Here is a 25,164-nt window from a genome sequence, read left to right as displayed (position 1 = left end):
TGTCTACTATTATGGACGATTACTCCCGTTATATCATTGCCTGGGAACTTAGCACCAATATGGAAACGGCCGATGCCAAACGGATTGTCAAAACGGCATTGAAAAAAACAGGACTCAATACGGATAATCGGCCAAGACTTTTGTCTGATAATGGATCCTGCTACGTTTCCAATGAGTTCCAAAAATTCATAAGCGACAGTAAAATGGGCCATGTGCGAGGTGCCCCGTACCACCCGCAAACACAGGGAAAGATTGAGCGATATCACCGTTCGATGAAAAATGTGGTAAAACTCGAAAATTACTTCTTCCCTGATGATTTGAGGGCCAATATTGAAGCGTTTGTGGATTATTATAACAATCATCGTTATCACGAATCATTACAAAATGTAACGCCTGCCGATGTTTATTTTGGACGGGCTAAAGAAGTTTTGAATCGTAGAAAAGAAATAAAATTTGAAACCATAAATGAAAGGAGGAGCATGAATAGAAAGTCGGCTTAAATAGCCATTGAAATATTGCTAACTTTCTTAATGCGATGCTAAAAGTTAGCAACATTTCAACAGCAGATAAAAATTATCATAATTATTAATTTTAAATGTAAAAAGTATCTCTTAAGTTTATAGAAAAATTTGTCCAATAGGTTCTGACGTTAAACAATCTAAAAAGTAATATTAAAAATGCACAAATATTTTATTCAGATATTGAAAACCTTGGTATAGAGTATACTGTATTTGATACTTCGTCTCCTGACTACAACATATTAAGAAAAGAACTTTTTTTATATATCTCAAAGTTCTTTAAGTATAAATTGGAGGACGAAAAAGCGAAATACAAAATTTTCATAAGTCATTGCTCAAAGGATAAAGAATATGTTGTAAAGCCTGTCGCTGATTTATTGATTTCCGATAATATTTCTTGCTTTTATGATGATTATGAAATTAAATCGTTCGATAATATATTGGATAAAATAGATTATGGATTAAGGAACTCTCAGTATGTAGTTGCGTTTATACACGAAGATTATTTTGATAGAAATTATACAACTAATGAATTTAAATCATTTCTTCATAATCTTGGGGCTAAAAAAGGAAGAATATTGCCGATTTTATTGGGAACAAAATTAAAAAAGGTTTTTAATGATTTGTCGTTTGCTAACCTTGTTAAACCTTATATTATTGATGATTACGAGAGAGGAATTCCCGTAAAAAGTGCAGAGATAAACGATTTAGTCAATCAGATAAAAAATCTTTTAAATGAATTAAATGTGAAGGAGTAAAAACTATAACCAAACGCTAAAATTCAAGTGTTATGATTTTTGAAAGAGGATATTTCGATGATAATTTGGTCAATGAATCCGAGATAACCAAGTCTCTCGACAATATTAGAAATTTTAACGCAAGTTCTGAATATTCAAGTAGACCCACCGTATTTATTTCTCATAAACATGATGACTTGAAGGACTTGAGAGGAGTCATTGGCTTATTTGAGAAATACGGTGCCAAAGTTTATATAGATAGTATGGATAATAAAATGCCCAAGCAAACTTCAGGCGATACCGCTGCCCGGATTAAAGACGTCATTAAATTTTGTAAAAAATTTGTACTTCTCGCGACTGAAAAGGCAATTGAATCTTATTGGTGTAATTGGGAACTTGGAATTGGAGATACATATAGGTTTAAAAACCATATTGCGATTCTTCCAATGAAAGACAAAGGAACTTCTGACTATAATTATAAGGGAAATGAATATTTACAAATATATAATCAAATCCACTACCGAAATACTTCAGGTTATAATCTTTGGGGAGAATATATTACTTCTGGATTTTATGTTCAAGACTCAAACAGAAAAGATGGTAAAACGTATATAACACCAATAGAAGATTGGTTAAATCAATAAAAATCGAAATTATGGAAAATGAAATAATACATAAGGAAATCGATTTAATTCAAGGAGTAATTAATCGTATGGCAAGTAACTCATTCCTATTAAAAGGATGGTTAGTTTCTTTAATTGCAGTAATTCTTGCTCTTTCAAAAGACTCAATTCTTACCAATGATTTGACATATTTGAGTCTTGTTCTAATATTACCAGTAATTGTGTTTTGGTATCTAGATGCATTTTTTCTTCATAAAGAAAAATGTTATAGAAAGCTTTACGAATGGGTAATTGAAAATCGGAAAAACACTAATGACTTTTTATATTCACTGGATTATTCTCGCTTTAAAAATAAAGTTAGTAGTCTTTTTTCAATAATGTTCTCAAAAACTTTATTCCCATTTTATGGGATAATTGTGCTAATTCTAATATGTATAACAATTTATAACCAAACACGCTAAATATGGGTAGAAAAATATTCGTTTCATACAAGTACAGGGATAATAATGTTTATCCTTTAAACTATAACTACGGAACCACTGTTCGCTCTTATGTTGATAAGCTTGAAGAATACTTTGATTCAACTGACAATATTTATAAGGGAGAATCGGATAATGAAGATTTAAGTCAATTATCAGAAAATGCGATTTGGGAAAGGCTTAAAAATCGAATTTTTGATAGCACAATTACCATTGTCATGATTTCCCCCGATATGAAAGAACCAGGTCGATATGATAAATCACAATGGATTCCTTGGGAGATTTCTTATTCTTTAAAAGAAATGATTCGAAATGACAGGACTAGTAGGTCTAATGCAATCTTAGCAATCGTACTCCCAGACAGAAACAATTCTTATGAATATTTCCTTCAATTAAACCGCTGTAATAATTGCAGTTGTACCACCTATCTGACAAATACTCTCTTTGGGATTTTGTCAAATAACATGTTCAATCAAAAAGAAAAAATAAGATTTAATTGTGAAACAGGGAATCACGGCAATATCTATACTGGCGAGTATTCATATATAAAAACAGTTAAATGGGAAGATTTTGCTAATTATCCAAATGCTCAAATAAATGCGGCGGTAGCTATTAAGGAAAATATTGATGATTATAATGTTGTAAAAGAAGTTTAAATTTAATAAAACCCAGCCCATAACAAGGTACATATTGCAGGGCGGGGTTCGGTGGTACGCCAACCGCAGATTCTCGTTTCGCAGTTCCGTGTCCTTCCGGACAGGAACGCTCTCCGAAATCCGCCCCGACAACATGTACCAACCGTTAGCAGCCAATTTTAACATTGCCAATGAGATACATCTTCACAATATTAATTTTTTCGATTTCATTTTTTTCTTTTGGACAAAATTTAAATGATATTTCTGCTCGAATAAATCTAGAGCCTCTTGACTCGTTACCAAAGTTTGTATTCAAGATGAATGAAACAGAATATTATTTAGATACTATTCCAGATTCAATAAATCCTAATTGGATTGAAAAGATTGAAGTTTTAAAAAGTGAGGAGCAAAAATATATTTATGGAGACGGAAATGGGATAGTTATAATTTATCCTCATAAAAAATATTTCGAGCAGATTAGTTTGCTGCTTAAAGAATATCCAAATTATCAAAAGCAGATTGACAAACAAACATTGGATAGTATTTATATAAAAGCCTTAAACAGCCGATATGATTTGCTATTATCGAGTGGACAAAAATTCATTGAGCCAAATGAGCAAACTGAAAGGATTAAGAATCATTTTGGACAGAATAGCGTTTACAAATTTCTCTCATCAGACGAGTTATTTAATTACACCTACAAACATGGTAAAACTTTGAGGTTGTATAGACTTACTCATAAACAAATTTCAAAAGACACGATTGATATAAACTTCGGGGATTTAGCATTAAAAGTGAAAAAAGGTATTTTCTTAAAAAATGGACTGCATTTTCGAGAAGCAAATTATACTCTTGCTTGTGGTGGAACAAATGGATACATACCCGATTTCAGATTTATTTATGACAATAAAACAAAGACCTGGAAATTAATTGGTGGTAGTTGTAAATATCCAGAGTGAATAGATAAATAAATGATTTTAAAAAAACTGGCTATAACATTTTATATATTGCATAGCGGTTTCTGTGTGTATGCGTAGCTCGGATTCCCGCCTGATTGTCTCAGTCCGTGCCGGACAGACAATCACCCGCAATCCGCTACGACAACATATAATTTACCGTTACCACTCATTTAGAATCGACCAAGTAGTTACATTATAAGTTTTAATATAATTATGTGGAGAAAGAAAAGTGACGATATTATTCAAAAAGAACAGAGAGAAAATGAAAGAAGTAATTTAAAAGAACGGAGCATATTAGCCATAAAACTAGGACTCGGAGGATTTATTGGTGGCTATCTTCTAAATTTAATTACGGCATTAACGCTAGGAACAGATTATAATCCAATCTTCCCACCAGATCACGGTGAAATTATAGCGCTATATGAAATACCAAAGTATAATTATAAATTTATCAACTCTGGAGTCTTTTTTGGAATTGCCATGTTCTTAGCTGCTTTTGTAGTTCCTAAAATTTTCAGCAAAAATACTGATTCAATGAAGTGTGATAAATGTTTCAATGTGAAAAACTTTGACGATAAAAACAAATGTGATTGTGGAGGAACATTTTACCCGCTTAGTTATTATGAATGGATTAATGATGATGAAATATAAAAACGAGTGCTAACAAATTGCAATATGGCAGGCGAGGGTTTTAGCGATCTGATAAGTCAGACCTCGTGCCCACTCTCCTGCGGGTCTGACACTCCCGATTGCATACAAATGACCATTCACAAATAAAGTCAACTAAAAATGAACAGTAAAACCATCTTCCTGCTGCTAATCGGAATCATCACTATCACTTTCTGTAATGCACAAACCGGTGATCAAATTGTGATTAACGACGATATCCAGCTGGTGCATCTTCAGGATTCGGTTTTTCTGCACATTACCTTTGACGAACAGGAAAACTTTGGCCGTTTTTCTTCCAATGGTTTGCTTATTATCCGAAATGGCCACGCACTGATAATCGACACTCCGATGGACAACGAAAAAACCGAAAAGCTGGCGACATACATTCATGATTCGTTTTCTGCCAAAATGGAAAAACTGATATCGGGGCATTACCACAACGATTGTTTGGGTGGTCTCGCCTATCTGCAAAGTATTGGAGTGGAATCAATTGCCAATTCCATGACTGTTGCCAAATGCAAAGAACTGGGATTACCGGTGCCCTCGATAGCTTTCACCGACTCGCTGAGTTTTGATTTTTACGACGAACCGATAGAGTGCCGCTTCTTTGGTGCCGGACATTCGTTTGATAATATTACAGTTTGGCTTCCCCACGAAAAAATATTGTTTGGTGGCTGCCTGGTAAAATCGGCCAATTCGCGAAACCTTGGAAATCTCAGCGATGCTGTCGTCAACGATTGGGATGCAACGGTTCAGCAGGTAAAGTTACAATATCCTGATGCCAAAATTGTAATTCCCGGTCATGGTCCTTTGGGTGGATCAGAGCTGTTAAGTCACACCATCGACCTGGTTGCGACTGCGAAAAACAAATAAAACCGCGCCCCTGCATTTGCCAAATGTGGAGCAAATATTGTCACAGCTGAAGTTGTGTTTTAGCCGCATGAAACGTACATTTGCGATCATAAAAGAAAACAGAAATGATGACTCGAATAACACTGATTTTTTTGTGGCTGCCGGCACTACTATTTTTTGCCTCCTGCTCCGATGATAATAATGATCCTGTTGATCCAACGCCCGATCCGGAAACCAAAGAACTTATCGCAGCCATGGATCTTTCGCAATTACCCGAAATTGAATTAACGAATCCTACGTTTTACGATTCTGAAAACAATACAAAAGACTTTCTCAGTATCGTAAAAGAAAGTGGTGTGAACACCGTTCGTTTGCGTTTATGGGTTGATCCGGCAAACGAACATTCTGGGTTTAACGAGGTAAAAACATTTGCAAGCGAGCTAAAGACAAAAGGTTTCGACATCTGGTTAACGGTTCATTATTCCGATACCTGGGCCGATCCGGGGCAACAAACCAAACCGGCGCGTTGGAGCGATATTTCTTATGCGGCGTTAAAAGACAGTGTGTACGCCTACACTCAAAAAGTTATGACTGAAATTTCGCCCGATTATATTCAGATCGGGAATGAAATAAACACCGGTTTTTTACATCCCGAAGGAAATATTTCTGACCAGACTTACCAGTTTTTGGAGTTGATGGAGAAAGGTATTCAGGCCGTTCGCGACAACTCATCGACCGCTAAAATTATGATCCATTTTGCAGGGCTCGATAATGCCAACTGGTTTTTTAATGTGGTTCGCAACCTCGATTACGACATCATCGGTTTATCGTATTACCCCGTTTGGCATGGCAAAAGTCTGACCAACCTGAAAACAACCATGACGAACCTGAGTGAAACGTTTGATAAAGAAATTGTACTGGCCGAAACTGCTTACCCTTTTACCCTCGACTGGAACGACTGGACCAACAACATCGTGGGCCTGGATGACCAGTTGATACTACCCGATTACCCGGCAACAGCCGCCGGACAACACGATTTTATGGAGCGCATCCGACAGATTTCGTTTGATGAAGTGGAGAAAGGCCGTGGCTTTTGTTACTGGGGTGCCGAACTCATCGCCTGGAAAGGACCGGAAGCTACCGATGCTTCGCCATGGGAAAACCAGGCTGTTTTTGATTTTGATAACAAAGCACTGCCTGTACTTTCGGTGTTTGGGGAGGAATAAAAAAGATTATTCTATTGTTAAGCAACCACTTTTTTCACCCCTAAATCCCCTAAAGGGGACTTTAAGACTTCCACCAACTGACGGAGAGGTTTGGAAAAATCATACTTGTTTGAAATAGATTGCTTCTCCGCCAACCGGCGGATCGCAATGACAGAAAAAGAGATTAAAATTGTCAGGGACATGGTTGACGGCAAAGCCGTCAACCATGTCCCTGTATTAAAAGTCAAACATCGTCATTACGAGCGTAGCGAAGTAATCTCCTATCTTACCATATATTATTTAGAAACTACCTTCAATACGCGAAACTACTGCCTCCTAAAAACTCGCGGAGTAACGAAGTTGGTGGAATTTCTTCGTCGCTGATGGGTTTAAAGTACGACAGGAATCCAAGCAAACGGTTCGACTCGGTATATTCCGGCTGGTTTTCGAGTACCGATTTTAAGATCGGCTCTGCATATTTTTTCAGGACAGCCAGCTCGTAAATGGTTGCCGAGTTAAACATTATATCGGCATTTTCCTGGTAAGGAAAGATGTTTTTCTCCTCGCCTTTACGCACCGACGGCCAGCGTTTTATGGTTTCCGCCGCACGGTAACCACGGTACTTGCTATCGCGTATCATACGGCGCAGCAAACGGTTATCAGCCGTTGAAATATGTGTATGTTCATCAACAGAAATCTGGGTTAGTGCAGAGATAAAAATCTTGAACGTATTCTGCTCCTGAACATCGGTTAACAAACCGGGATTCATGCCGTGAATACCTTCCACAATCAGAATATCATCTTGTTCGAGTTTTAAGGTTTTTCCATTATCCACACGTTTACCGCTATGAAAATCAAACTTTGGCAGGCGCACTTCCTTTCCTTCAAAAAGTTCGATCAGCTGATGATTAAAAAACTCAATATCGATCGCTTCAAGTGCTTCAAAATCGTACTCGCCATGTTCATCTTTCGGCGTGTGCTCGCGGTCGACAAAATAATCGTCGAGCGATAACTGGTAAGGACGCAAACCGTTTACGGCCAACTGCACACCAAGTCGTTTGCTAAATGTGGTTTTCCCCGAAGCCGAAGGTCCGGCTACTAAAACCACCTTTGTTTCATTTCCTCGTTCCGATATCTGGTTGGCAATTTCTGCAATCTTTTTCTCGTGTAAAGCTTCCGATATTTTTATGATATCGCCGCTGCGTTCCTGAAGGGCAAAATCGTTCAAACTGCCAATGGTGGAAACGTTCAGAATTTCGGCCCAGTCCTTTTGTTCCTGGAAAATTTCGAACAGTTTATCATGAAATACAACTTTGTGTAGTTTCTTGAAATGTTTTCGCCGCGGAATTTGTAGCAATATACCATCGAAATACGGAATCAATCCAAAATTTGAAATATAACCGGTTGAAGGTAAAAGGTTGCCATAGAAATAATCTCCCAGATCATTCAGAAAATAAAGAAACGAGTACATCCGTCCCTGCTGTTCAAACAACTGTGCTTTATCTTCGAGCCCCTGTTTTACCAGCAAATCAACAGCATGCGAGGTAATAATGCCCTTTTTCACAAAAGGAATATCGGCATCGATAATAGCTTTCATTTCCTGCCTGATGGAAAATACATCCGACTCGGATATCTCGCGCTCCAAGCCCTGCAATTCACAAAAATAACCGTTGCTGATTCCGTTCTGCACTTTAAAAGCCACGTGCGGAAAAACCTCTTTTACGGCGGCATACAACACAAAAATCAAACTCCTCAGGTACATTCTCATTCCGTCGGGGTGCGAAAAGTCGATAAACTCTATGTGTTTGGGTTTAACCACACAAAACGACAGCTCTTTTACCTGGTGGTTCACAATTGCACCACAAACCTTATTTTGGAGACTTATATTTAAATCTTTACTGATTTCGAGCAATGATGTTCCCATCGGATAAGTATGGGATGTATGTGTATTCCTGCAATAAATTTCAACGTTTTGCATAGCCACTGTTGTCTGTTTTGTAGGGTAAATGTATAAAAATGGTATGAGCAATTACGGTTGAAACCGAAGTTTTTCGGGCAGACTTATCCCTGTATTTTGCAAAAGAGTACAGATTTACAAACCTAACTCTTGTTTCAAATATTTAGCGGTATGCGATTTTTTATTTTTACAAACCTCTTCGGGTGTGCCGGCACAAAGAATTTTACCACCGTGTTTTCCGCCTTCAGGTCCAACATCGATAATATGGTCGGCAACTTTTATTACGTCCATGTTGTGCTCGATAACGATAACCGTATTCCCTTTTTCTACCAGTTTATTCAACACTTCAAGCAACACTCGCACATCTTCGAAATGTAATCCGGTTGTTGGTTCATCGAGAATATAAATGGTTTTCCCGGTGTCGCGTTTGGCCAGTTCGGCAGCCAGTTTTACACGTTGCGATTCACCTCCCGAAAGTGTTGTTGACGACTGCCCCAAAGTAATGTAACCCAAACCTACATCCTGCAGCGTTTTTAATTTTGTTGCAATCGATGGAATATGTTCAAAGAATTCCACTCCCTGGTTGATGGTCATATCCAACACATCGCTGATTGATTTTCCCTTGTAACGTACTTCCAGTGTTTCGCGGTTGTAACGTTTCCCGTTACATTTATCGCAATGCACATACACGTCGGGTAAGAAGTTCATCTCAATCAACTTCAATCCCCCACCCTGACATTCTTCGCAGCGACCGCCTTTTACATTAAACGAAAAACGACCGGGTTTATAACCACGGATTTTTGCTTCGGGTAGCTGAGCAAACAAACTTCTGATGTCGCCAAAAACGTTGGTATATGTAACCGGATTCGAGCGTGGTGTGCGGCCAATCGGCGACTGGTCGACACGAATTACTTTATCGATCAGTTCCAGACCTTCCACCTTTTTGTATGGCAGCGGATCTTTTAACGACTTATAAAAATGCTGGCTTAAAATGGGCTGCAGCGTTTCGTTGATCAAGGTCGATTTTCCCGATCCGGACACACCCGTAACACAAATAAATTTACCCAGCGGAATCTCTATCGTTACATTGTTCAGGTTATTCCCCGAACAGCCGGTGACTTTAAAAATATCTGATTTCCCGTTTCTGCGTTCGGCAGGAACTTCAATCTGTTTTCTATTGTTCAGGTAATCCGCTGTTAACGATTTTGATTTTAGCACCTCTTGCGGTGTTCCTGCAGCTACAACTTCACCTCCATGACGACCGGCATGTGGTCCCATGTCAATCAAGTGATCGGCATGCAACATGGTATCGCGGTCGTGTTCTACCACAACAACCGAGTTACCCGAGTCGCGCAATTGTTCCAGCGCCTGAATAAGTTTCAGGTTATCGCGGTGGTGCAAACCAATACTTGGTTCATCGAGAATATAAAGCACATTTACCAGCTGCGAACCGATTTGTGTTGCCAGTCGAATTCGCTGCGATTCTCCACCCGAAAGGCTTTGCGCCGTACGGTCGAGTGCCAGGTAATTTAATCCCACACCGAGCATAAACCCAAGACGGTCGCGGATTTCTTTAATTACCTCGGCACCAATCTTTAACTGCCGTTCCGAAATGCGGTCTTCCAAACCATTTAGCCACTCGCCCAATTCATCCAAATCAAGTTTGGCCAGTTCAGAAATATTTTTGCCATCGATTTTAAAATGCAGCGACTCATTTTTTAATCGCATGCCTTTACACTCCGGACATTCGATTGTTTTTACAAACTGGTTTGCCCATTTCTGTGCCGTTTTCGAAGTACTTTCTTCGCGCTGATTATCGATGTATTTAATCACACCGTCGTAACTCATCATGTAGTTCATGCTGTTACCAAGCGGTGTATTTTTTAGTTGAATGCGATCGTTAGTTCCGAAGAGCACCTCATTCAGTCCTTCTTCAGGAATATCTTTAACAGGCGTTTTTAAGGTAAATCCATGCTTTTCGCCCAGTGCCTCGATTTGCCAGAAAATGAGTGTATTTTTGTATGGTCCCAACGGTGCAATTCCGCCTTTACCAATACTTTTATCCTTTTCCGGCATAATTTTGTCGAGATCGATTTCGGTTACACGGCCAAGCCCGTTACACTTTGGACAAGCTCCCTGTGGCGAGTTAAACGAAAAATTATGCGGCGCCGGTTCATTGTACGAAATTCCGGTAGTCGGACACATTAACAAACGGCTGTAGTATTTGGCATCGTTAGTATCGTGATCGAGGATCATCAGAATTCCGTGCCCGTGTTTCATGGCCGTTTGCACACTGTCTTTTAATCGTTTTGTGCTGGCTTCGTCAACCACCAGTTTGTCGATCAGAATTTCGATAAAGTGATTTTTGTATCGATCCACTTTATGGTTGTGCATCAGTTCGGTCAACTCCCCGTCAATTCGTGCTGTAAGAAATCCTTTTCGGCGTATTTGCTCAAACAACTCACGGTAATGACCTTTTCGTCCTTTTACCACCGGAGCCAGGATATTTATACGTTTGCCTGCGAAGTCCTTTTTAATGAGGTTAATGATCTTTTCTTCGGTGTACTTCACCATTTTTTCGCCGGTGTTGTACGAAAAAGCTTCGCCGGCACGGGCATATAACAAACGCAGAAAGTCGTAAATCTCGGTAACAGTTCCAACGGTAGAGCGCGGATTTCGGGTAGTAACTTTTTGCTCGATGGAAATTACCGGACTTAAACCCGTGATCTTATCCACATCCGGGCGTTCCATATTTCCCAAAAACGATCGGGCGTAAGCTGAAAAGGTTTCGATGTAACGTCGCTGTCCTTCGGCATAAATGGTATCGAAAGCCAGCGATGATTTTCCACTTCCGCTTAAACCTGTAATTACAGTGAGTTTATTGCGCGGAATTTCAACGTCAATGTTTCGAAGGTTGTGTACACGCGCTCCCTGAACCACGATCTTTTCTTCCGAGTCAAGCTCAATCTGCTCTTCGATTGTTGTATTTTCTTTCTTTGTCGTCATTTTTTAAGCTAAATCGCTAAACTGAACCGGCCATCCAACACCGGTTCGAAGTACTGTATATTCTGAAGTAGGTTCTTATAGTTCAGGAATTTCAACCCAGTATCGTTTTCTACCGGAATACGTTAAATTATTTTCACGCAGCCACGGGTTAAAATCTTTCAGCATTTTATAACTCACGCCTTGTTTTTGCGCGTAATCGGCAAAATTGGCTACCGAACCTTTAATCTCAACTTTTTTTGTTGGAATAACCTGGTATTTATCTTCTTCCGAAATGTAAAAATTATACTTCTCCGGGTTTTCAATAAGCAATTTTAAAGCTACAATACGGTAAACGTAACGTGCTGTTTCTGTTGTAATCAGCAAATCGTAATAGTCATCCTCTTTTTGCCTTACCAGCTGACGGTTGATTCCGTTCATTCCACGGTTGTATGCAGCAGCTACCATGGTCCAGTTGCCAAATTTTTTGTAGGCATCTTTTATGTATTCGCAAGCCACATGCGTTGCTTTTTCGATGTGGTAGCGTTCGTCAACCTCGCTGTTAATTTCCAGTCCATAATCTTTGGCCGTTCCTTCCAGCAATTGCCAGAAACCTGCTGCACGAGCCGGTGAAATGGCCCTCGGATTTAATCCGCTTTCGGCTACCGCGAGGTATTTAAAATCATCGGGAATACCATGCTCTTTAAGAATAGGTTCGATGATCGGAAAATAACGGGGTACCAATTTTATATACCGAATGGTTTGCGAATGAAAATAAGCATTGGAAAGTAATTCGCGGTCGAGTGCTTCTTTCACGTAAAAACGCTCGAGTGGCATTTTTTCGCCTGCAAAACTCACCGATTCGGGCAGTTCTACAGGCTCGTATTTCACTTCCTTTTTTACTACCACTTCAGTAGTTCCCGACTTTGCCGACACCAGAATTATCACTACTGCCACAACATTCATCACCACCAAAAACGGCGCTACATATCTTCTCCAAATTTTCGTCTTCATCCGTTTATTCTTCCTTTTAACCTGAATTCTACTTTAAATAAATTGAAACTGAGATAAAATTTAAAGTAGAACTCAGGTTATTATTTTCAAACAGCAAAAATACAATTTTGCCCCGATTAGCGACTGAATAATACAGATAAGTGTTTGTCGGTACCCAATAAATTCACGTTGCTCTTTATTGGCTTTCAAATAGCTATCGGCAGAACCGGCTGCCCGGGCAAAATGTCTCAAACGGTATAACAATAAAAAAGCCCGACAGTTTGCCGGGCCTTAAAATATCGTAGAGTTTGGAGCATCAAAACTATAATCACTTATTAATCTTCAGCGTAAACCGGAATTTGACTTATCTGTGTGATATTTTGCAAATCGGAATAGTCGTACTGGTAAAAACCATCGTCGCCAATCATAAACAGGTAGCCGCCAAGCGGAATTACGTCGTAAGCATTTATGTTGGCAAAGTGAGAGATCATGTGGTCGTCGATGCCTGTTTTATCGGCAGAGTCGTACACTTTTAACCCGGCGTCGCCATCGCAAACAAACAGTACGTCTCCATCAATTCCCAATCCATAAGGTCCTTCCATCGGGTACGATGCAATCAAATCATTATTCTCGTAATTTTCTCCCAGATGAATTACATCGAGGCGATTAACCGTACTTCCGCAAGTTGTTCCGCCGCGTAAGGTTACATAAGCATAACCATCGGCAATTACCACCGGGTCGCAACTGGTTATGTGCCAGAAATCGCTGACATAAACCGGGTAAGTTGGTACTTCAATGCTAAAAATTCGCATCCCCGATTGTGTTCCCAAAAACATGTGATCGTCGTAGATGAACATAGTCTCGACATTCCAACCCACGTTTTGCTGACCAATTTCCGTTGGGCTCTCGGGTACTTTTACATCGAAAATATGAAGATTGGCCTGATCGACAGCGTACAAATAATCGTCGTACAAACCAAAACGGGCCATCGATCCACCAACGCCAAATGTGCTTCCTGCTGATCCACTATTACTCGATACATCAGCAGTTTCCATCACATCGTAGACACCCCATCTGTATGTCGGGTAATAATGGTACTCCATTGTTTGGCGCACCTTTTTAATCTCCCATTCGATAACCACACCTTTGTCTTCATCCACCTCGGCATAACGATAGGTATCATCTGCCGGTGGCAAAGTATAAGGCAGCACGTTTTTCACGCGGTCAACTTCTTCAGGATTTGTAATAGTGCTGATATCGATAGCAACCAGGTCGACATAACTGTCGGCGTACAGAATATTCTCCTTTATGGCGATGTCGACATTTCCAGGAATTTCAATAAATCCAATATTTTGCGGATCGGCCGGATTTTGGTTATCGATGATGTGAACGCCTTCAAATTGCTCCACAACAAAGAGGTAACCATCTTTAAAATAGATTTTACCCGGATTTACCAAATCGCGCGACTCAGCAGGTTTTACACCATTACGCAAATCTTCGTACGACAGGTAGACAGGTGAATTGGCCGTAAACTCCTCGGTGTATTCGTCCATACAGGCAGAAAAAGCCAAGGTTATAAAAAGCAGCAGAAATATATTTTTGATTGTCTTCATGTTCGGATTTTTTTAGTTGAAAATAATACCAATTTTTACGGTAACACGGTTGTAGTCGATGTCGAGCGAGTAGTCGTTTTCACCCTCATAATTCAATCGGTGAAACTGGTAACCTACGGCAAAGTTTAGCCCAAAATTAGGCGATAACATTTGCTGAAATCCCAGCCCCGGATTGAAAAGCACACCGCCTCGGCAATCCAATCCATCCTGGCCCATGTCGCTTGGCCACGGAGCAAAGCTGCTCCAAATGGGGTACACATCGTAGTAAATTTCGTTGGAGTCTTCGGTTGGCACCTGGTAGCCCGCTTTAAAAAACACATACGGACTTGTCAGTTGTTTTCGGAACCGGTACTCGAAATTGGCAAACACAGGCATGTACGATTCCTTTAGAAATTCAACTCCAAAACCCAGACCGGCCGAGAAGTTTGGAGTAATAACATAATTAGCAGAACCGGTAATCGAAAATGGAGCCGACTGGCTGTTATCGGAGTTTCCGGCCAAAACACCCAGATCGGTCCTGAAAAACCATTTTACATCGGTTACCATATCTTCATCGAACATTGTTTTTCCTTCGCGCTTTGAGGCAATATGATCCACTTCGTCAGCATCAAAAATCCAGACATTTCCGGCTGACCCTACTTTTAATTGTTTTCCGTCGTTGAAATAGGAATATTTTCCTTTGATAATGGAACCGTTTTTCAGATAAACATGACCTTTTTCGGTTTGCGCAAAAACGGAAAGCACCAAAACCGAGAGACACAGCAGCACAATGAGTTTCTTCATAATAGTTTTTTGTTTTTATGAAGATGCAGGACGCTGCGTTCGGGTTGCGTGAGAAAGTAAAATTTATTCTAACAAACCATTTTCCTGCATCAAACCAAGGACTTTTACCATTGATGCTTCGTTGTTTATGTACATATGGTTTTTACGAATGATTTTTCGGATTTCGGTTTTGTGTTCAGGAAAACGAAGAAACAAGGAACGTTTCTTTAGCCTGATTTTTTCTAATCCATTTTTTTCGGTGTACAAATAATAATCTTTGTGCATCACGTAATTTATCGCGCGGGTTATACCGTTTCTGTCGACGTATGGACTAACCGTTTGTTCGTAAATATACCAGTTAACCAAAAGGCTGATATCTGCTTTATACAGCTCTTCGAGGTACATATTGGTTTGCTGATTGTTGTTTTTTACGAGGCGAATAAATTTGCGGGTCCGGTCAGCGTCTTCAAACGAAAAACTTTCTACCAGTTCTTTTTCAACCAGAAATAAAAACCGGCCGTTTTCGTTATACGCAATCAGTTCATCTTCGAAAGCATGGTAGCGTAACTGTAAATTTTCATACACATTACCATTCATTAGCGTAACCGATCCTGTTACCCAATCGTCGGGATACAAAAAGTAGTAAGTTGCGTCGGAACTCAGCACATGAACCTCGCCAAGCATTTTGCCCTGAAGATTGTTGGCAGCACTGTTTAACTGATAGGTATCGATGCCCAAATCCTGAGCCTGCATTGTTAAACAAAACAGCATCCCGAAAACCACACCTGTATATTTTAATAAGCTGATCATTGTACTGCTATTATTTTTGAAGTTCTGTACAGTTCTCCCGATTTTGTGATCGCTTCAACCCGTATTTCAAGTTCGCCTTTTACATCAGAAAGCTGAAAACGAAAAGGCCAGCTTCCACTCTCTTCGAGCATTTCGTTAAAAAACTGCTGCCGGGTATCGGGTTGAGCCAGACCCTCAACTTTTGCTTTGTAATCAACATGTTTTGTATACTGAACACAAGGCACGCTCAACTGAAAAATATTTGGTTGCTGCGCCAGCCAGCCATTCGACTTATCTTTTAATGCCACCGACAATACACCTTTAAAACGCAAATCACCAAATACCCGCTCAGTTTTTACCAGATCTATATATTCTATTTCTGTTGATTTCAAATTCTGAAAAAAGGAGTTTTTGAATACCGGAATTCCATTGATGAGACGAAGCGGTTCTTTGGTAAAAAACCGGTCTTGTGCGTAGTTTAATATTCTAAAGGTAACTTCATCATTTCTGTCACGGTACTGAAGCCCAATCAACAACTCGCGCGATATTTCCTGAAAGTCGGGTAAATCGATAAAATTATCGGGCACAACATGATTATCGGGCCAGCCGTAAAAAGGCATCCCATAAGGATTTGGCATTTCAAACGATTCGTCAGGCCGTATGGAAACACCATAAAAAAGTTTATTAAAGAATGTTCCTTTTATGCTGTTTTCAATCGTTTGGGCTTGTACCGGATTTACAAAAGTGGTATCGAATTTTAATTGTTGAACTCCCGTCATAAATACAGGCGTTACGTTTATATCAAACAGTGTTTCGCCAACAGTAAGAGGTTGCAAAATGATGTTGGCATTACCCATAGCACGAGGCAGAAAAAAGTGGAATACACCTGATGAATCGGGGTAATAATAATCGAGATACGCTCCGTTACCTGCTACCGATAACAATACAAGTTCTTTGGCCGGATTTCCGCTTGCTTTATCGCTAATATTGCCACTAACCACCACCCCGTCTTTTTCGGTAAATGCGGGAATTGTTGTGGTAAGGTCTTTCATCTTAAAATTCAGAAAACCGGTATTGGCTTTCGAAAACGGATCGATCATCCGGGCACTTGCCACCACAAAAACAAACTCATCGCCGGGTACATTTATCGCTCCTTTTACTTCATCCCGTGTTGTGTAATTGCTCTGATCGGCTGAAATATTTACTGTTTTTCCGTTGGTTGCAGGGGTCATTAAAAACGATTTATCCCTCAACACCGGCAATTGTTCAATCGATTCTTCAAAACGATTATAAACATAAACTGCACGTCCTATACATTCCAAATCGTCGGTATTTCGTTGGGCATTCAAAAAGGCATGAACAAAATACAGTCCCGTTTGCAACGAGTCAGGCACAGCGATAAATCCTTCGGCATGTGAGTTGCCGCGTTTTATGGCACCGGTAGAAATTAAATTTCCACTTTGCGACTCCAACTGCAAATGAACGATATTACCAAACTGATGAACTCCCTCCGGCACAAACACTTTTACCCACAAAGTATCGCCCGAAATACAGAAGTCGCGGTCGGCAAACAATACAAGCTCGTTTTTTACCTTATTTTGCGCATGAGCAGTAACACCGGTTAGCGCCCACACAACAAGAAGTAATATTTTTAATGCTTTGCTCATTTGTTCGTTTTTATGGATACTGCCAAAATTCAGGTATTATGTTCTTCATCTCTCCCGATGGCGGAATTTCATAAAACTCCTCGATTGGCCGTAAAATAAAACCATTCTTTTCCGAAATATATCGCACATAATAACGGGTTTCGTTACTTGACGAAATTTCAAAATTACCCAGGATAATCTGATCGGAGTTAGTGGTGCATTCCATGTTACTTCGCGCCTGTACATAGAGCGGATCAAATATTTTCCCTTCGCCGGCAAGCTGTTTATTCAAATCATCATAATAACCATAGGCATTTTCGGTTATTGCATGCTGGTAGAGGATTACAATCCAACCTTCAAAAATATGGCCTACTGAATCTTTCCGGCTATTTTGGACAAAAAACAGTGGATGCTTTTTTATTGCCTTTGATGCAGAATACTCCGGTGGAGATGCAATATTAAATGATTCGGATTGCGGATATACATGTTTCCAACCATAATAATAATCGGGCATGGGAATTAGGCCTTCACCCGGAACAGAATAGGAATACTGCAAAATATAATGGGTTGTAAAGCGGTAATAGGGCATCTCTTCATTCGACGAAATATCGGTATATAAGCGTACTCCTTTTACTTCTTTTACATTATCTACATCGTTTTCGCCACCTTCAAGTTGAACTAACGTTTCTTCCTCTCCGTAAACAGTGTCCATCGACGGTTTTTGCGGTACCTGCTCATATTCCGACTCGTAAACATCTCCGTTATATTCGATTTTTAAATGATACTGCTTATCGGGATTAATATCCAGATTTAAAACATATTGCCCATGCGAATAATGTGGCAACTGGTACTCAAATCCGTCATTATCAATTAAGCTTACAGTGGCATCTGTAACCGCAGGACCAGAACTTGCATTCTCGTAATAACCAACTGATTCGTACAAATAAACGTAATTCAAATCGTTATCGGCAGAAATACGTGCATCGGCAACTAAAACATTGTCCACCTCGTCGATATCTGGTCGGTAAATATCTTCGCACCCCGTCAGCAGAATGAACAACAAAAAACCATATGTAATTAGATGCTTCATTAAAATTTAAAATTATATGTTAATGAAGGTACCGGAATACCAATTACTGAAAGCTTAAATAATGAGTAGCGTGTATAGTGGTTGCTTTCGCCCGGAACTGTTTTTTTGTAATATACAGAATACGGGTTATTGCGACCGTATAAGTTATAAACTGATAAGGTCCAACTGCCTTTCCACATACGTTTTTTGCGCAGGTTTTCATCAAAGGTGATCGAAACATCTAAACGATGATAAGGTGGCATCCGGTATTTATTTCGGTCGGAATAATACACAAGATCTTCGCCGGCAAATTCGTACTTAATCTCGGGAAGAGTTGTTGGCCTGCCCGAAATGAGAACAAAATTACTAGAGAATCGCCACCTGCGACTGATATTGTAAGTTGCCGTTAGTGAGAAATCGTGTGGTTTATCGTAAATCGACGGATAATAGTCGCCGCGCCATAAATTTTCTTCATCAAACTCACTGGTATTTTTTCGCATCGTACGCGAATACACGTAGCTGGCATAACCGGTAAGTCGGCCAAAGTTTTTTCGTGCACTCAGTTCAATTCCGTACGAATAACCCTTTGTTGGCACCAATGCCGTTTCAACATGATCGTTCATTATCAGCTGCGCACCGTTTTTGTATTCAATCAGGTTTTGCAGGTTTTTATAATACACCTCTGCTGAAAGATCGACATTACTCCACAAGGAATTGTTTTCAACGCCCACTGCTATCTGATCCGAAATGAGTGGTTCCAGATGATAATCGGCTGCTTTCCATGTTTCGGCCGGCGATATCACCGCATTATTACTGAGCTGAAAAATATTTTGTCGTGTACGCTGATAACTTAATTTCAGCGTGGTATACATATCAAAGTCATAGTTCATTGCCAATCGGGGCTCAATTCCTCCGTAAGTTGCCGAAGCTTCGTTTTTGCCAAACTGCAGCGAATCGACAACCGATCCCGGTGTTTTGGGCTGATCCTCATCGTACAGGTATACAACCGGCGTACCGATATTACTAAAATGATTGTAACGTAAACCGGCCACAATCGAAAAGTTGGGTAAAATCTGGAACTCGTCGCTGATGTACACCGACCAATCCAGTGTTTTCTCCATTGCTAATTTACGTCCGACAATTACTGTGGTATCGTTGCGCGGAATAATTTCTCCGGGACTAATTTCGTTGTACACCGCTTTAAATCCAGCTTCTGAGTTATGGCGTTCGTTGGGATGCCATTTAAAATTGTAAGCCGCCGAACTGTATTGTAATTGGTTATCGAGATAATAAGCTTCGTAAGGCTTATCATCGGCAAGGTCGGTAAGTCGGTAATCATAACGGCTGTAGGCTGCATCCAGTTCGCCGTAGAATTTCTCGCCAAAGCGATTGTTCAGTTTTAAGTTACCCAAATAGTTCCCGTATTCGGTTATCGACTGCGAACTTGTACTAAACTCGTCGAAACTGGTGTAAGCCATTACACTTATTTTATTGTGCTGATTAAATTTATAAGTCAGCTTTCCCGACACATCGTAAAAATGTGTTACACCTTCATTTAAATCGAGGTTTGGAATTTCTTTTAAAATCCAGTCGGTATATGAGCTCCGGCCACCAATCGCGGTAGTCAGCTTTTTATTTTTTGTAAGTGGCCCGTCAATTGCCAGGCGCGAGTTAATAATACCGATTCCACCATAAACACGCATGGTTTCTTCGTTTCCTTCTTTAAAATCAACCTCCATAACCGAGGCAACCCGCTCGCCGTAACGTGCCGGCATACCACCTTTAAACAGTCTTACATTCTCAACAACATCGGGATTAATAAGCGACATAAAACCAAACAAGTGCGACGAATTAAATACCGGGCTGCCATTCACCAAAATAAGGTTTTGGTCAGTATTTCCACCCCGCACATTAAATCCCGACGACAACTCACTCACCGTTTGAACACCGGCCAAAATGGTAAGCCCTTTTAACACATCAACTTCTCCCATTAATGCCGGCAATTGTTTAATCTCCTTTCCGGTCATTTGAACCATACTCATCTGTGCACGCGGCACATCGGCATCAGTTCCAAGTACGGTTACCTCATCGATATTATGCGATTCTTCAAACAATCGAAAATCGGCAGCACCGTCTTCAATCAAGCGAATGTCTACTGTTGAACCTTCAAAACCAATGTAAGTGATAGTCAATTTAAAATCTCCTGTTGGCAAGTCGAGGTCGAAATTTCCGTTGGCATCCGAGGTGGTACCTTTCTGATGTTGGTTACAATAAACCACTGCGCCGACTAGAGGCGTACCATCTTTACCATCGAGAACGCGGCCTTTAAGTTTTGCTGCTTTGTATCGCCCTAAATTCATCGGATCGCCAACCACCAACGTTTGACTGTAATCATCAAATTTCGACCGGGTATCAGCCGACCTTCTGAAGACCACAATTCCATTGTTTTGGAAGAAATCATAGGTCAGCTCCGAATCATAAAAAACATTATTTAGTGCTTGTAATAAAGGTGTGTTATTAAACTGGTTGGTTATGGTATAATTCTCAATCCACGAATCTTTGTAATAAACTCTTAGGTTATAATTGGTTTCCAGGTCATTCAGAAATTGCTCAAGCGGCTGGTTCTGGTATGAACCGGTAATTTTCACCTCTTCAACTTGCTGGGCATACACAATAGTATTACTCCCAAGCAAAAGAGATAAAAAGAGGAGCATATAATGAACAAGTGATTTTTTCAACTTTTTGAACCTTGGTTTAGAATTTATTTGACTTTGATTTCCTTCTTAGGTTTAATTTCGACACAATTTAGTACAATTTGCTCAACAAATCCTACAATCAATAACACTCTTTTATCCCAGGGTGACTTTTGTTAGCATTTTTATTTGAAAATGTCTGATTTTTTTTCAATCTTTCGTCGCCAATGAACCTAATTGCCATTCTCCACATTTAACAATAGTATTAAAATGAAGCGATCAGTTACAACACTTTTACTTTTATTCGTAATTATTTTTTCTCAGGCGCAGGAAAAACTATCGTATTTCCTTCCTGATGACGTTACTTACAATCCATCAATTCCAACTCCCGAGGCATTTTTCGGGCAAGAAGTTGGAGAGTGGCACCTCACACACGACCAGGTTTTATATTACATAAAAGAAATTGCAAAAAGCACCGACCGGGCTATTTTATACGAGTATGCCCGCTCGTGGGAAAACCGCCCGCTGGTTCATTTGGTTTTCACTTCCGAAAAAAATCAGGAGAAGTTGGATGAGCTAAAACAACTTCATTACGATTTCTCTGAACCGGGTAAAGATATTTCAATCGAAAATGTACCGCTGGTTGTTAGTTTAACCTACGGTGTCCACGGAAACGAATCGAGTGCCACCAATTCATCGGTGCTTACGGCCTATTATCTGGCAGCCGCTGAAGGCAAAAAAATAGACGAACTTTTGGAGAATACCATTGTTATTGTTGATCCGTGTCTGAATCCTGATGGATTTACTCGTCACAGTACATGGGCGAATATGCACCAAAGTTATGCTACTAACGGCGACAATAACTCCCGCCAATTCGACGAGGTTTGGCCAGGAGGAAGAACCAATCATTACTGGTTTGATATCAACCGCGATTATTTGCTGTTGGTACATCCTGAAACCAAAGGCAGGGTTGAAAAATTTCACGAATGGAAACCGAATATTGTTACTGATCATCATGAGATGGGAGCCAATTCAACTTTCTTTTTCCAACCGGGAGTTCCAACCCGAAACAACCCTTTGACACCCGAAAGAAACTACGAATTAACTCACGAAATAGCATCATATCATGCGAAGTTTTTAGACGAAATCGGCTCAACTTATTTCTCCGAAGAACAATATGATGATTATTACTACGGCAAAGGTTCGTCGTATCCCGATGTAAATGCCAGTATTGGAATTCTGTTTGAGCAGGGAGGTTTCCGCGGACGTGTTCGCCAAACCGAAAACGGTGTAAAGAAACTGGCTTTTGGTATTAAAAATCAGTTTACGGTTTCATTGTCGACACTGGAAGCTGCAATGAATATGCACGATAAATTGCTGACAATGCAGAAAGAGTTTTACTCAACAGCTTTTGACATTGCCGACAACACATCGACAAAAGCCTACGTTTTTGGCAGTGAAAAAGACCAGGTAAAAACGCAAATGTTTGTTGAGTTCCTGAACCGTCACCAAATTGATGTTTACGAGAACACCGGCGAAATTACCGCCGATGCCACAACTTTTAAAGCCGGAACCAGCTTCATTGTTCCGTTAAAACAAAAACAGGTAAGGCTAATCGAATCGATTTTCGAGGACATAACCACCTTTACCGACACTACTTTTTACGATGTTTCAACATGGTCGTTTCCGCACGCTTACGACATTACATGTGCGAAATTAACCTCACTTAAAAATACAAACACCGGCGATGAACCTGTAAAAGCAGACTACCCCGATGGAAAGGTCATCGGAGGAAAAAGCGGTATCGGTTACCTGTTCAGATGGGATGAATTTACGGCGCCAAAAGCATTGTACAAACTGCAGCATACCGGATTAATAACCAAAGTTGCAACCGAAAAATTTTCGTTTGAACTAAACGGAACAACTGAAGATTTTAGTTTCGGAACAATTTTTATACCTGCCAGTGGTCAAAACATAGCGCCAGAAAGTGTTTTCAGCTTAATTGAAAAAACGGCTAAAATTTCCGGAATCGACTTTTATGCAGTAACTACCGGACTATCGCCAAACGGGATTGATATGGGTAGTGGCAGTTTTGCGTCGCTTACAAAACCCAACATTCTTATGTTTGTTGGAGGGAGTGCAAACAGTGCTGATGCAGGATCGATCTGGCACATGTTTGACCAACGTTACCAGATTCCGGTTACATTATCAGAATCGGATAGGATTGGCAGGATTAACCTGAGCCAATACAACACCATTATTTTAACCGGTGCTTTTAAAGAATGGAATTCTACCGATATAGAAAAGCTAAAAACATGGGTAAAGGAAGGTGGCACCTTGGTTGCTTATAAAAGTGCAACAACCTGGGCCGCTCAAAACAAATTTGGAAGTACTACTTTTAAAAAACCGGTATCGCCGGATACCACCCGCTATTTAACTTATGCTGAACGTAGCAAAGAGAGAAGCCTGAATTACATTAGCGGGGCCATTTTTGAAACTGAAATAGATAATTCACATCCGTTGTGTTACGGTTACACCGATAAAAAACTGGCCATTTTTAAATCAAGTATCTCTGTTGCCAATTCGTTGGATAAAAAATATACCGAACCTGTAAAATTCACCTCAACACCTTACCTGAGTGGGTGGGTATCGGAAGACAACATTGACCGCTTAAAAAATGCTCCGGTGGTATCTGTTCAAAGCATCGGGCGTGGTAAACTTATCAGTTATCACGATAATATGACGTTTAGAGGTACCTGGCTGGGAACCAATAAACTCTTCTCCAATTCAGTCTTTTTCGGATCTGTTATCAGGTAATTTCTCAAATGCCTGTCCACATTCCTTAAATCGCTAGAGTACAACCTTTTCGAGGGTTACCTTTTAGCGATTTAAGGAATATATAGTAGAAGGACGCGATAAATTCTCTTATTTAACACATAATTATAGTTCATAAGTTTGAACTATTGATGAATCCGTGGTGCAGTGAAAAGATCAGTTTGATCTTAAATGGAGATGATATGAGATGTTGAATACTAACATTTTTAATTTGAAGGAAATGAAACCACTAGCGAAACTTATTCACCAAACCCCGGCCTCTTACTTACCGACAGTATTCCCGGCCCATTATTACGGAATGCCAAATGGAAAAATCTACCTGGTTTTTTCCCGGTTTTACGAAATGGCTTTCGGACAATCGGGCCTCGAGTTTGTTTTTGCGGAACACCGCGACTATTACTACAATTACGAAACCGACGAGATTATCTCAACACGTAAACGGAATAGAAATTTAAAGATTTTTACCGAGCAAGTTGACCATCCGAACCTTAGAGTCACGATATTCAAAACAAAACGTAATTTACAATCGTACGGACAGGCACAGGCATTTTTAAATGATGAAGCCATGCGAATGTGTGCATGCACGGCTTAATCCTGTCTTTAGAAAAATTATTTAGCTTCCAATTACCTTAAGTGTTTTTCAGTATTTATTCCTTTTTGATTCAGCAATCATTATTTGCCTTTTGTGCGTTTCATTCCGAAATTTGTTAACTCAAAGGAATAAGATGAAAAGTAATTCATTCAGATTAGTTGACGAAATAAGAGACATTCAGTTTATTACTGCTGCCGATATTTGCAAACGTGGCTCGCTGCAATTGTGCGTAGTAAATTCCGAAGTTGTAAACAGCAATAATTATAAAAAACTGTTTGAAGAAGTAGAATTAAAACAGTTACTGCGAAACAAGATATTCGGAATCAACTAAACCACCGGAGTTGATTATCGGCTTCTTTAGCAGGATCGAAAAGCCGAAGTCCCAAGCACTTCCATTAAACATAATTCAATGTAAGACCCTGATTACAAAAATCTTTACTCACTTGTTTTTCTGACCATTACACACTCATTCATTTATAACAAAATAGTATTTATTAAAAAAATGCTGTTGTAATCAGCCTTTTTCTGTTTAAATTGTTAGGGTTATAAACAAAAA

21 protein-coding genes are annotated in these 25,164 nt (G+C 39.9%); 12 read left to right on the top strand and 9 right to left on the bottom strand.

Annotated elements, in window-relative coordinates:
- The 9 genes from SLH46_RS06555 to SLH46_RS06515 all read left to right on the top strand — a co-directional run.
- Positions 1-500 (top strand): DDE-type integrase/transposase/recombinase (locus SLH46_RS06555; protein ID WP_320280361.1); only part of this gene is annotated, 500 nt, incomplete at its 5' end.
- Between the two features lie 308 nt (positions 501-808).
- A complete protein-coding gene (locus SLH46_RS06550) occupies positions 809-1,276 on the top strand; it encodes a toll/interleukin-1 receptor domain-containing protein (RefSeq protein ID WP_320280360.1) in 468 nt (155 codons plus the stop codon).
- 32 nt (positions 1,277-1,308) lie between these two features.
- A complete protein-coding gene (locus SLH46_RS06545) occupies positions 1,309-1,899 on the top strand; it encodes a toll/interleukin-1 receptor domain-containing protein (protein WP_320280359.1) in 591 nt (196 codons plus the stop codon).
- 11 nt (positions 1,900-1,910) lie between these two features.
- The gene (locus SLH46_RS06540; protein ID WP_320280358.1) at positions 1,911-2,339 is read left to right on the top strand and encodes a hypothetical protein; all 429 of its coding nucleotides are present in this window, start codon (positions 1,911-1,913) and stop codon (positions 2,337-2,339) included.
- Positions 2,340-2,341: 2 nt separating this feature from the next.
- A complete protein-coding gene (locus SLH46_RS06535; protein ID WP_320280357.1) occupies positions 2,342-3,013 on the top strand; it encodes a TIR domain-containing protein in 672 nt (223 codons plus the stop codon).
- Positions 3,014-3,309: 296 nt separating this feature from the next.
- Entirely contained in the window at positions 3,310-3,951 is a 642-nt protein-coding gene (locus tag SLH46_RS06530) for a hypothetical protein (RefSeq protein ID WP_320280356.1), read from the top strand.
- A gap of 213 nt (positions 3,952-4,164) precedes the next feature.
- The gene (locus tag SLH46_RS06525) at positions 4,165-4,602 is read left to right on the top strand and encodes a hypothetical protein (protein ID WP_320280355.1); all 438 of its coding nucleotides are present in this window, start codon (positions 4,165-4,167) and stop codon (positions 4,600-4,602) included.
- Between the two features lie 138 nt (positions 4,603-4,740).
- Positions 4,741-5,493 carry a subclass B1 metallo-beta-lactamase gene (bla, locus tag SLH46_RS06520; protein WP_320280354.1) on the top strand — a complete coding sequence of 251 codons (753 nt, stop codon included), beginning with the start codon at positions 4,741-4,743 and terminating at the stop codon, positions 5,491-5,493.
- A 104-nt stretch (positions 5,494-5,597) separates the two neighbouring features.
- Positions 5,598-6,698 carry a glycoside hydrolase family 53 protein gene (locus SLH46_RS06515; protein ID WP_320280353.1) on the top strand — a complete coding sequence of 367 codons (1,101 nt, stop codon included), beginning with the start codon at positions 5,598-5,600 and terminating at the stop codon, positions 6,696-6,698.
- A 292-nt stretch (positions 6,699-6,990) separates the two neighbouring features.
- Here SLH46_RS06515 and SLH46_RS06510 read toward each other — a convergent pair whose 3' ends face one another.
- From SLH46_RS06510 to SLH46_RS06470, 9 genes are all read right to left on the bottom strand, one after another.
- Positions 6,991-8,655 (bottom strand): nucleoside kinase, encoded by a 1,665-nt coding sequence (locus tag SLH46_RS06510; protein WP_320280352.1) that lies wholly within the window; start codon positions 8,653-8,655, stop codon positions 6,991-6,993.
- 114 nt (positions 8,656-8,769) lie between these two features.
- On the bottom strand, positions 8,770-11,640 hold the full coding sequence (gene uvrA / locus SLH46_RS06505; protein WP_320280351.1) for an excinuclease ABC subunit UvrA: 2,871 nt from the start codon (positions 11,638-11,640) through the stop codon (positions 8,770-8,772).
- Between the two features lie 75 nt (positions 11,641-11,715).
- Positions 11,716-12,630 (bottom strand): lytic transglycosylase domain-containing protein, encoded by a 915-nt coding sequence (locus SLH46_RS06500; RefSeq protein WP_320280350.1) that lies wholly within the window; start codon positions 12,628-12,630, stop codon positions 11,716-11,718.
- A 314-nt stretch (positions 12,631-12,944) separates the two neighbouring features.
- Positions 12,945-14,222, bottom strand: coding sequence for an LVIVD repeat-containing protein (locus SLH46_RS06495; protein ID WP_320280349.1), 1,278 nt, complete (start codon positions 14,220-14,222; stop codon positions 12,945-12,947).
- Between the two features lie 12 nt (positions 14,223-14,234).
- Positions 14,235-15,005, bottom strand: a complete 771-nt coding sequence (locus SLH46_RS06490; protein ID WP_320280348.1) for a hypothetical protein — start codon at positions 15,003-15,005, stop codon at positions 14,235-14,237.
- A gap of 63 nt (positions 15,006-15,068) precedes the next feature.
- Complete coding sequence (locus SLH46_RS06485; RefSeq protein ID WP_320280347.1) at positions 15,069-15,794, bottom strand: hypothetical protein; 726 nt, start codon at positions 15,792-15,794, stop codon at positions 15,069-15,071.
- Positions 15,791-17,440, bottom strand: coding sequence for a hypothetical protein (locus tag SLH46_RS06480; protein WP_320280346.1), 1,650 nt, complete (start codon positions 17,438-17,440; stop codon positions 15,791-15,793). The genes SLH46_RS06485 and SLH46_RS06480 overlap by 4 nt, the downstream gene beginning before the upstream one ends.
- A gap of 10 nt (positions 17,441-17,450) precedes the next feature.
- The gene (locus SLH46_RS06475; RefSeq protein WP_320280345.1) at positions 17,451-18,509 is read right to left on the bottom strand and encodes a DUF4249 domain-containing protein; all 1,059 of its coding nucleotides are present in this window, start codon (positions 18,507-18,509) and stop codon (positions 17,451-17,453) included.
- Positions 18,509-21,226 carry a TonB-dependent receptor gene (locus SLH46_RS06470; protein WP_320280344.1) on the bottom strand — a complete coding sequence of 906 codons (2,718 nt, stop codon included), beginning with the start codon at positions 21,224-21,226 and terminating at the stop codon, positions 18,509-18,511. The genes SLH46_RS06475 and SLH46_RS06470 overlap by 1 nt, the downstream gene beginning before the upstream one ends.
- Before the next feature lie 225 nt (positions 21,227-21,451).
- Between SLH46_RS06470 and SLH46_RS06465 the strand changes: the two genes are divergently transcribed.
- From SLH46_RS06465 to SLH46_RS06455, 3 genes are all read left to right on the top strand, one after another.
- Complete coding sequence (locus SLH46_RS06465) at positions 21,452-23,998, top strand: M14 family zinc carboxypeptidase (RefSeq protein ID WP_320280343.1); 2,547 nt, start codon at positions 21,452-21,454, stop codon at positions 23,996-23,998.
- A 238-nt stretch (positions 23,999-24,236) separates the two neighbouring features.
- A complete protein-coding gene (locus SLH46_RS06460; RefSeq protein WP_320280342.1) occupies positions 24,237-24,608 on the top strand; it encodes a hypothetical protein in 372 nt (123 codons plus the stop codon).
- A 133-nt stretch (positions 24,609-24,741) separates the two neighbouring features.
- Positions 24,742-24,939 carry a hypothetical protein gene (locus SLH46_RS06455; RefSeq protein WP_320280341.1) on the top strand — a complete coding sequence of 66 codons (198 nt, stop codon included), beginning with the start codon at positions 24,742-24,744 and terminating at the stop codon, positions 24,937-24,939.
- Positions 24,940-25,164: the final 225 nt, after the last annotated feature.

It is taken from the genome of Draconibacterium sp. IB214405 (assembly GCF_033963885.1).
Classification (GTDB): Bacteria; Bacteroidota; Bacteroidia; order Bacteroidales; family Prolixibacteraceae; genus Draconibacterium.
Note: the sequence above shows the minus strand (reverse complement) of the source record. Positions and strands in the feature narration are given on the sequence as shown.

What these genes read in the sequence shown, in the direction of transcription:
- SLH46_RS06515 (WP_320280353.1), top strand. Translation starts at nt 5,598, where the DNA reads ATGATGACTCGAATAACACTGATTTTTTTGTGGCTGCCGGCACTACTA.
- SLH46_RS06465 (WP_320280343.1), top strand. Translation starts at nt 21,452, where the DNA reads ATGAAGCGATCAGTTACAACACTTTTACTTTTATTCGTAATTATTTTT.
- SLH46_RS06490 (WP_320280348.1), bottom strand. Translation starts at nt 15,005, where the DNA reads ATGAAGAAACTCATTGTGCTGCTGTGTCTCTCGGTTTTGGTGCTTTCC.
- SLH46_RS06535 (WP_320280357.1), top strand. Translation starts at nt 2,342, where the DNA reads ATGGGTAGAAAAATATTCGTTTCATACAAGTACAGGGATAATAATGTT.
- SLH46_RS06540 (WP_320280358.1), top strand. Translation starts at nt 1,911, where the DNA reads ATGGAAAATGAAATAATACATAAGGAAATCGATTTAATTCAAGGAGTA.
- SLH46_RS06455 (WP_320280341.1), top strand. Translation starts at nt 24,742, where the DNA reads ATGAAAAGTAATTCATTCAGATTAGTTGACGAAATAAGAGACATTCAG.
- SLH46_RS06480 (WP_320280346.1), bottom strand. Translation starts at nt 17,440, where the DNA reads ATGAGCAAAGCATTAAAAATATTACTTCTTGTTGTGTGGGCGCTAACC.
- uvrA (WP_320280351.1), bottom strand. Translation starts at nt 11,640, where the DNA reads ATGACGACAAAGAAAGAAAATACAACAATCGAAGAGCAGATTGAGCTT.
- SLH46_RS06495 (WP_320280349.1), bottom strand. Translation starts at nt 14,222, where the DNA reads ATGAAGACAATCAAAAATATATTTCTGCTGCTTTTTATAACCTTGGCT.
- SLH46_RS06460 (WP_320280342.1), top strand. Translation starts at nt 24,237, where the DNA reads ATGAAACCACTAGCGAAACTTATTCACCAAACCCCGGCCTCTTACTTA.
- bla (WP_320280354.1), top strand. Translation starts at nt 4,741, where the DNA reads ATGAACAGTAAAACCATCTTCCTGCTGCTAATCGGAATCATCACTATC.
- SLH46_RS06485 (WP_320280347.1), bottom strand. Translation starts at nt 15,794, where the DNA reads ATGATCAGCTTATTAAAATATACAGGTGTGGTTTTCGGGATGCTGTTT.
- SLH46_RS06525 (WP_320280355.1), top strand. Translation starts at nt 4,165, where the DNA reads ATGTGGAGAAAGAAAAGTGACGATATTATTCAAAAAGAACAGAGAGAA.
- SLH46_RS06475 (WP_320280345.1), bottom strand. Translation starts at nt 18,509, where the DNA reads ATGAAGCATCTAATTACATATGGTTTTTTGTTGTTCATTCTGCTGACG.
- SLH46_RS06510 (WP_320280352.1), bottom strand. Translation starts at nt 8,655, where the DNA reads ATGCAAAACGTTGAAATTTATTGCAGGAATACACATACATCCCATACT.
- SLH46_RS06545 (WP_320280359.1), top strand. Translation starts at nt 1,309, where the DNA reads ATGATTTTTGAAAGAGGATATTTCGATGATAATTTGGTCAATGAATCC.
- SLH46_RS06500 (WP_320280350.1), bottom strand. Translation starts at nt 12,630, where the DNA reads ATGAAGACGAAAATTTGGAGAAGATATGTAGCGCCGTTTTTGGTGGTG.
- SLH46_RS06530 (WP_320280356.1), top strand. Translation starts at nt 3,310, where the DNA reads ATGAATGAAACAGAATATTATTTAGATACTATTCCAGATTCAATAAAT.